This is a genomic window from Streptomyces sp. NPDC058701, from assembly GCF_042715295.1.
Taxonomy (GTDB): Bacteria; Actinomycetota; Actinomycetes; order Streptomycetales; family Streptomycetaceae; genus Streptomyces.
Window position 1 is genome coordinate 41,520 of the sequence record NZ_JBHXSY010000050.1, and the last position, 7,776, is coordinate 49,295.

The 7,776-nt window shown below is 74.6% G+C and carries 6 protein-coding genes; all 6 read right to left on the minus strand.

The features are described 5' to 3' along the window. Positions 1-1,002, minus strand: a 1,002-nt coding sequence (locus tag ACFWW8_RS33105) for a hypothetical protein (RefSeq protein WP_386535075.1), incomplete at its 3' end; no start/stop codon positions are given. A 16-nt stretch (positions 1,003-1,018) separates the two neighbouring features. Continuing rightward, positions 1,019-1,699, minus strand: coding sequence for an LPXTG cell wall anchor domain-containing protein (locus ACFWW8_RS33110; RefSeq protein WP_386535078.1), 681 nt, complete (start codon positions 1,697-1,699; stop codon positions 1,019-1,021). 233 nt (positions 1,700-1,932) lie between these two features. Continuing rightward, positions 1,933-3,111 carry an imidazolonepropionase gene (hutI, locus tag ACFWW8_RS33115; RefSeq protein ID WP_386535080.1) on the minus strand — a complete coding sequence of 393 codons (1,179 nt, stop codon included), beginning with the start codon at positions 3,109-3,111 and terminating at the stop codon, positions 1,933-1,935. 194 nt (positions 3,112-3,305) lie between these two features. Continuing rightward, positions 3,306-4,661, minus strand: coding sequence for a formimidoylglutamate deiminase (locus ACFWW8_RS33120; protein WP_386535083.1), 1,356 nt, complete (start codon positions 4,659-4,661; stop codon positions 3,306-3,308). After that, positions 4,637-5,842 carry an allantoate amidohydrolase gene (locus ACFWW8_RS33125; protein WP_386535096.1) on the minus strand — a complete coding sequence of 402 codons (1,206 nt, stop codon included), beginning with the start codon at positions 5,840-5,842 and terminating at the stop codon, positions 4,637-4,639. The genes ACFWW8_RS33120 and ACFWW8_RS33125 overlap by 25 nt, the downstream gene beginning before the upstream one ends. Before the next feature lie 23 nt (positions 5,843-5,865). Then, on the minus strand, positions 5,866-7,545 hold the full coding sequence (hutU, locus tag ACFWW8_RS33130) for a urocanate hydratase (protein WP_386535086.1): 1,680 nt from the start codon (positions 7,543-7,545) through the stop codon (positions 5,866-5,868). Positions 7,546-7,776 lie beyond the last annotated feature (231 nt).

Consider the following 7,776-nt stretch of genomic DNA (forward strand, 5'->3'; position numbering starts at 1 on the left):
GGCCGTCCCGGCGCCGTCGGTCCCGGCGCCGTCGGTCCCGGCGCCGTCGGTCCCGCTGTCCGCGCCCGGTCCCGGGGTCCGCTCCCGGGTCCGTCGGCCGCGTCCGAGGAACAGCGCGGCCAGCGCGGTCCCGCCGAGGAGGAGCAGCCCGGCTCCCGTCCAGCCGGCCACGCGCCAGGGCACGAACCACGCGGAGGCCTCCGCCGTGGCCCGGGCGCCACCGGGTGCGGTGGCGGTCAGGGTGACGCGGACGTGGTCGAGGGCGGGGGCGCCGGGCCAGGGTTCGGTCAGCCCGACCCGCTGTCCCGGGAGCAGTTCCAGCGGGAGGGCGCGGGCGGTGCGGCCGGGGACCTCGCCGAAGCGGCCCTCGGCGCGCAGCGACACCTCGGGGGCGAGGGCCACGTTCCCCCGGTTGACCAGGGTGTACGCGACCTCCGCCGCCGCGCCCCGGCCGCGCACGGAGACGTCCTCGACGGTGAGGGCGGCCAGCGTCGGGCCGCTGACCCGCAGGTGGACCCGTACGCCCGCCTCGCGGCCCCCCTCGGCGGCGACCACGGCCGCGGGGTGGTCCCCGGGCGGGGAGGCCGGCGGCACGGTGACGGTGAAGGGGACCACCGCGCGGGTGCGGGGCGGGATCTTCACCGCGGAGCCGGCGCCGAAGCTGATCCACGACCCGGCGCCGGTCGACTCCCGGGCGGGGCGCACGGCGAAGGCGCCGTCGGCGGTGTTGTAGGCGTCGGCCCCGCGCAGGGTGACGGTGAGCTCCCGGTCGGTGGTGTTGGCCAGGGCGAGGCGGTCCTCCAGCACGGTGCCGGGGGGGCCGGCCAGGTAGTGGTACGGGCGCGCGCCGCCGGGGCGGGCGGCGCTCCCGGCGGCGGGCTCGGCGGTCCAGCCGGGCTCGTCGGCGGCGGCCGGGTGTGCGGAGCCCGCGTACAGGGCGGCGGCGGTGAGGAGGGCCGCGCCGAGGCGGGCTGTCCTGCCGGGGGTGGGGAGCACGGACATGGCCGGGGTGCTCCGTTCAGGACCGGGCCCGCTGGCCGCGCCGGGTCAGCCAGAGCACGCCGGCGGCGCCGGAGAGCAGCACGGTGCCGCCGAGGGTGCCGAGGGCGAGGGCGGAGTCGGTGGGCCCGGTCTGCGGCAGGGTCTCCTCGCCGCTGCCGCCGCCGCCTGACTGGGGGGCGCTGCCCGCGGGGGCGGTGACCTCCAGGTCCAGGGAGGGCCCGGGGCCGTTGCCGGGGGTGCAGGTGGTGGTGGTGCCCATCGCCTTGATGGTGAGCACGCCGGCGGTGAAGGTGACCTTGCCGCTCTTCTTGGGCGTGTAGGTGCCCGACAGGTCGCTGATCTTGATGGGGGTGTCGGCGGGCGCCGCCTCGGCGTTGGGCGGGCCGGCGACCGGGACGGACACCTTCTCGGCGCCGTCGACGAGGATGACCGCGCTGGGCGTCATCGCGCCCTTGCCCAGTTCGATGGGGCTGGACGAGACCCCCTTCTGGAAGGACATCGTCAGCTTGTAGGCGTCGCCCTCCTTGACCGCCTTGATGTCGATGGGTGACACGGCCGACTTGTCCCCGATGGGGGTCTTGCAGTCGTAGGCGACGTCGACGACGGCAGCGCGGGCTCCGGGGGCGGCCAGCAGTACCGCCGATCCGGCCAGTGCGGAGGCCAGCGCGAGCGCGGTGGAGCGTTTCCGGTTGGACACCTTCGTCTTCCCCTCGGGCCACAAGTTACTGACGACACATCAGATCGGTGGCTCAAGGTACGCCGGGGGCCCTACGGAGGGAAGACACGGGACGCCCCGGATCAACGGGTTCCCGGCCGGGCGGTTTCGGCCGGTCCGGGGGGTGGCCGAGCGGTTCGGGCGGTCGGCGCGGGGACGGCCGGCCGGCCCCCGGCCCGTTCCCCCGCAGCGGTCAGGCCGTCCCTCCGCGCGGTTCAGTACGCGCGGACCCCGCGCTGCCAGACGGCCGAGACGAGCGGGACGCCCGGGCGGTACGCCAGGTGGACGTGGCTGGGCGCGTCCAGCACCACCAGGTCGGCGCGCGCCCCGGGGGCGAGCGTGCCGATGTCGGTGCGGCGCAGGGCGCGGGCACCGCCGGCCGTGGCGGACCAGAGGGCCTCGTCGGGCGTCATCCGCATGTCCCGGACGGCGAGCGCGATGCAGAACGGCATGGAACTCGTGTAGGAGGAGCCGGGGTTGCAGTCCGTGGACAGGGCCACGGTCGCGCCCGCCCCGATCAGCCGGCGCGCGTCGGGCCACTGGGCGCGGGTGGAGAACTCGGCTCCGGGCAGCAGGGTGGCCACCGTCGTGGCCGCGGCCTGGCCGAGGGCGTCGACGTCCGCGTCGGTGAGGTGGGTGCAGTGGTCGGCGGAGGCCGCTTCGAGCTCCACGGCGAGCTGGACGCCGGGGCCGTGGCCGAGCTGGTTGGCGTGGATGCGCGGGATCAGCCCGGCGGCGGCGCCGGCGGTGAGGATCGCGCGGGCCTGGTCCCCGTCGAAGGCCCCCTTCTCGCAGAAGACGTCCACCCAGCGGGCGTACGGGGCACAGGCGGCCAGCATGTCGCCGGTGACGAGGTCGACGTAGCCGGCCGGGTCGTCGGCGTAGTCGGGGGAGACGATGTGCGCGCCGAGGTAGGTGACCTCCTCGGTGTGCGCGGCGGCGATCCGCAGGGCGCGGGCCTCGTCGTCGACGGTGAGGCCGTAGCCGGACTTGGTCTCGAAGGTGGTGGTGCCCTGGCGCCGGGCCTCGCCGAGGTGGCGCAGCAGGTTGGCCTCCAGCTCGGCGTCGGTGGCGGCGCGGGTCGCGGCGACGGTGGTACGAATGCCACCGGCCGAGTAACTGAGCCCGGACATGCGGGCGTTGAACTCGGCGGTGCGGTCGCCCGCGAAGACCAGGTGCGAGTGGGAGTCGACGAAGCCGGGGATGACGGCGCGGCCGTCGGCGTCGTACGTCCCGTCCGCGGCCGGGGCCGCGGCGGTCGGGCCGACCCAGGCGATCTTGTCGTCCTCGATGACGACGGCCGCGTCCCGGATCAGCCCGAGGGGGGAACCGTCGCCGACGGACGGGTCGTTGGTGACGAGGCTGCCGATGTGGGTGATGACGGTGGTGGTCATGGGGTTCCTCTCAGAGGGTTCGCTCCCCCACCCCGCCCTTTCGCCGTTTCCTGGGGCTCCGCCCCAGACCCCGGTCCTCAAACGCCGGACGGGCTGAAATCAGCCCCGCCGGCGTTTGAGGCGCGGGTCCGGGCGGAGCGCGGGAAACGGTGAAAGGGCGGGGTGGGGGAGAAGGCCCGCCGCAGGCGGCACGGTCAGGAGCGCAGGGCGGCGATGGCGTCGGCCAGGGCGGAGGGGACGTCCTCGACCAGGGTGTGGTGGCCGTCGCGGACGACGTGGCGGCCGCCGACCACCGTGTGGCGGACGTCGGCGGCCGTGGCGGCGAAGACCGCCGTCTCGGCGCCGAGGCGGGGCAGGGTGCCCGCCGTCCGTACGGAGTCCAGGGCGACGGTGGTGAAGTCCGCGAGCGCGCCCGCCTCCAGGCGCCCGGCGTCGGACCGGCCGAGGGCCGCGTGCCCGTCCTCGGTGGCGGCGGTGAGCAGCGCGTTCGCCGTCCAGTGGCCGCGGGTGCGGCTGCTGAGGCGCTGGTTCAGCTCCATGGCGCGGGCCTCTTCGAGCAGGTCGATCACGGCGTGGCTGTCACTGCCCAGGGACAGCGGGCTGCCCGCGTGCTGGAGGCGGACGGCCGGGCCGATGCCGTCGGCGAGGTCGCGTTCGGTGGTGGGGCACATGCAGGTGCCGGTGGTGGTACCGCCGAGCAGGGCGATGTCGGCGTCGGTGAGGTGCGTGTTGTGGACGCCGGTGGTGCGCGGGCCGAGCACCCCGTGGTCGGCGAGCAGCTGGGTCGGCGTACGCCCGTGGGCGGCCCGGCACGCCTCGTTCTCGGCGGTCTGCTCCGACAGGTGGACGTGCAGCGGGGCGCGGCGCTCCTCGGCCCAGCGGGCGACGGTGGCCAGCTGGTCGGCGGGCACGGCGCGCACCGAGTGGATCGCGGCGCCGATCAGGGCGTGCCCGCGGGGTTTCAGGGCGGAGACCCGCTCGGCCCAGGCGTCGGCGGTGCCGTCGGAGAACCGCAGCTGGTGCGCGTTCGGGGCGTCGCCGAAGCCCGCCGCCAGGTACGCCGTGTCCAGCAGGGTGATCCGGATGCCGGCCGCGGCGGCGGCCTCGATGAGGGCTTCCCCCATGGCGTTCGGATCGGAGTAGGGAACGCCGCCGGGGGCGTGGTGGACGTAGTGGAACTCGCCGACGTTCGTGATGCCGGCCAGCGCCATCTCGGCGTACACCGCGCGCCCGAGCGCGAAGTACGTGTCGGGGGTGAGCTTCTGGGCCGCCTTGTACATGAAGTCGCGCCAGGTCCAGAAGGTGCCCGAGCCGACCTGGACCGTTCCGCGCAGGGCCCGGTGGAAGGCGTGGGAGTGCGCGTTGGCCAGGCCCGGCAGGGTGAGGCCGCGCAGCACCTCCGCGCCGGGCGGGGGCGTCGCCGCCCCGGTGCGCAGGGCGGCGACGCGGCCGTCGGCCGTCACGTCGAGGGCGACGCCCGGCTCGACGTGGGTGCCGAGCCAGGCGTGCTCCAGCCAGTACGTCGTCACGGCGTGCGGGTCGAGCGGCATGCGAGGCCTTCCAGTACGTCGGCGAGGGCGAGGACTCCGGCCACGCAGTCGTCCTCGGCGGCGAACTCCCGCGGGGAGTGGGAGACGCCGGTCGGGTTCCGTACGAACAGCATCGCGGTCGGGACGGCCGCGGAGAGGATTCCGGCGTCGTGTCCCGCCCCCGTGCCGAGGACGGGCACGGACCCACCCAGGATCCGGTTCATCTCGTCGCGCAGGGCGTGCTCGAACTCGACGACCGGGGTGAAGGACTCCCGGACGATGCCGAGGTCGATGCCGTCCTGTTCGGCGCGCTCTCGGGCGGCCTTCTCGATGGCGGTGACGACGGTGTCCAGGGTCGCCTGGTCGGCGGCGCGGGAGTCGAGCCAGCCGCGGACGAGCGAGGGGATGGCGTTGACCCCGTTGGGCTCGACGGCGATTTTCCCGAAGGTGGCGACGGCCCCGGCGAGGGCCGCCTCGGTACGGGCGGCCAGCACGGTCGCCGCGTACGTGAGCATCGGGTCGCGGCGGTCCGCGAGGCGGGTGGTGCCGGCGTGGTTGGCCTCGCCGCGGAAGTCGAACCGCCAGCGGCCGTGCGGCCAGATCGCGGAGGCGATCCCGACCCGGTCGCCGGACAGGTCCAGGGCGCGGCCCTGCTCCACGTGGAGTTCGACGAACGCGCCGATCCGGCCCAGGCGTTCGGGGTCGGCCCCGATGGCGTCGGGGTCGTACCCAGCGGCCTCCATGGCCCCGGGCAGGCTGATCCCGTCGGCGTCGCGGAGCTCGTACGCCTTCTCCTTGGTCAGTTGCCCGGCCGCGAGCCGGGAGCCGACGCACGCGAGGCCGAAGCGGGCCCCTTCCTCGTCTCCGAAGTTGGCGATGGCCAGGGGCCTGGCGAACTCCGCCCCCCTCCTGCGGAGTTCGTCCAAGGCCGCGAAGGAGGACACCACCCCGAGGGGGCCGTCGAAGGCCCCGCCGTCGGGGACGGAGTCCAGGTGGGAGCCGGTGACGACGGCGTCTCCGGCGAGGGGGTCGCCCAGCCAGGCCCACTGGTTGCCGTTGCGGTCGGTCTCGTACGCCAGACCGCGCGCCTCGGCCTGCTCCTGGAACCAGGTCCGGCAGTCGGCGTCGGCTCCGGTCCAGGCGTAGCGGCGGTAGCCGCCGCTGCCGGCGTCCCGGCCGACGGGCGCGAGCTGCGCCCACATGCCGTGGAAGGTGGAGGCCTCGCTCACGCGTCGTCACCCTCGCGCATGGGGATGCGGACGTCGCGCTCGTCGGCGACGGTCTCGGCGATGTCGTAGCCGGCGTCGACGTGGCGGATGACGCCCATGCCCGGGTCGTTGGTGAGGACGCGGCGGATCTTCTCGCCGGCCAGCGGGGTGCCGTCGGCGACCGTGACCTGGCCCGCGTGGATGGAGCGGCCCATGCCGACGCCGCCGCCGTGGTGGATGGAGACCCAGGAGGCGCCGGAGGCCACGTTGACCATGGCGTTGAGCAGCGGCCAGTCGGCGATGGCGTCGGAGCCGTCGAGCATGGCCTCGGTCTCGCGGTACGGGGAGGCCACCGAGCCGCAGTCGAGGTGGTCGCGGCCGATGACCAGCGGGGCGGCCAGTTCGCCGCTCGCGACCATGTCGTTGAAGCGCTCGCCTGCCTTGTCGCGCTCGCCGTAGCCGAGCCAGCAGATGCGGGCGGGCAGGCCCTGGAAGTGGACGCGCTCGCCGGCCATCTTGATCCAGCGGTGCAGGGACGCGTTTTGAGGAGAATCGGCCTCGGGGAAGAGCTCCAGCATCGCCTTGTCGGTCTTGTGGATGTCCGAGGCCTCGCCGGACAGGGCCGCCCAGCGGAAGGGGCCCTTGCCCTCGCAGAACAGCGGGCGGATGTAGGCGGGGACGAAGCCGGGGAAGGCGAAGGCGCGGTCGTAGCCGGCCAGCTGGGCCTCGCCGCGGATGGAGTTGCCGTAGTCGAAGACCTCGGCGCCGGCGTCCATGAAGCCGACCATGGCCTCGACGTGCGTCGCCATGGACGCGCGGGCGCGGGCGGTGAAGCCCGCCGGGTCCTTGGCCGCGTAGGAGGCCATGTCCTCGAAGTCGACGCCGACGGGGAGGTAGGCGAGCGGGTCGTGGGCGCTCGTCTGGTCGGTGACGATGTCGATCGGCGCGCCTTCGGCCAGCATCTGCGGGAGCAGGTCGGCGGCGTTGCCGAGGAGGCCGATGGAGAGCGGCTTGCGGGCGTCGCGGGCCTCGACGGCGAGCTGGAGGGCGTGGCGCAGGTTGTCCGCCTTGACGTCCAGGTAGCGGTGCTCGATGCGGCGGTCGATGGCGCGCGGGTCGACGTCGATGCAGATCGCGACGCCGTCGTTCATCGTCACGGCCAGCGGCTGGGCGCCGCCCATGCCGCCGAGTCCGGCGGTGAGGGTGATGGTGCCGGCAAGGGTTCCGTTGAACTTCTTCGCGGCGACGGCGGCGAAGGTCTCGTAGGTGCCCTGGAGGATGCCCTGGGTGCCGATGTAGATCCACGAGCCGGCCGTCATCTGGCCGTACATGGTCAGGCCGAGGTGCTCCAGGCGGCGGAACTCCTCCCAGTTGGCCCAGTCGCCGACGAGGTTGGAGTTGGCGAGCAGGACGCGCGGCGCCCACTCGTGGGTCTGCATCACGCCGACCGGGCGGCCGGACTGGACGAGCATCGTCTCGTCCTGCTTGAGGGTCTGGAGGGTGCGGACCATGGCGTCGTACGAGCGCCAGTCGCGGGCGGCCTTGCCGGTGCCGCCGTAGACGACGAGCTTGTCGGGGTGCTCGGCGACCTCGGGGTCGAGGTTGTTCTGGAGCATCCGCAGCGCGGCCTCCTGCTGCCATCCCAGGGTGCTGAGTGCGGTACCGCGCGAGGCCCGTACGGGGCGAGGTCCTGACATGGCTGTGCCTCCTCCGATGTTGGTCAATCCATTCACATCCTGTCTCCATGAATAGATTCAGTCAACAGCTGCGGGCGGGTCGGCGTGGTGGTGGGATGGCGGCATGGCTGCCGACAGGAACGCGGAGACGGGCACGCAGGCCGGCGCGGGCCGGCCCGAGGGCGCCGGTCGGGGGGCGGCGATACCTGGGTCCTGCGCGGGGGCGGGCTGCGCGGGGGCGGGCGCGGCCCC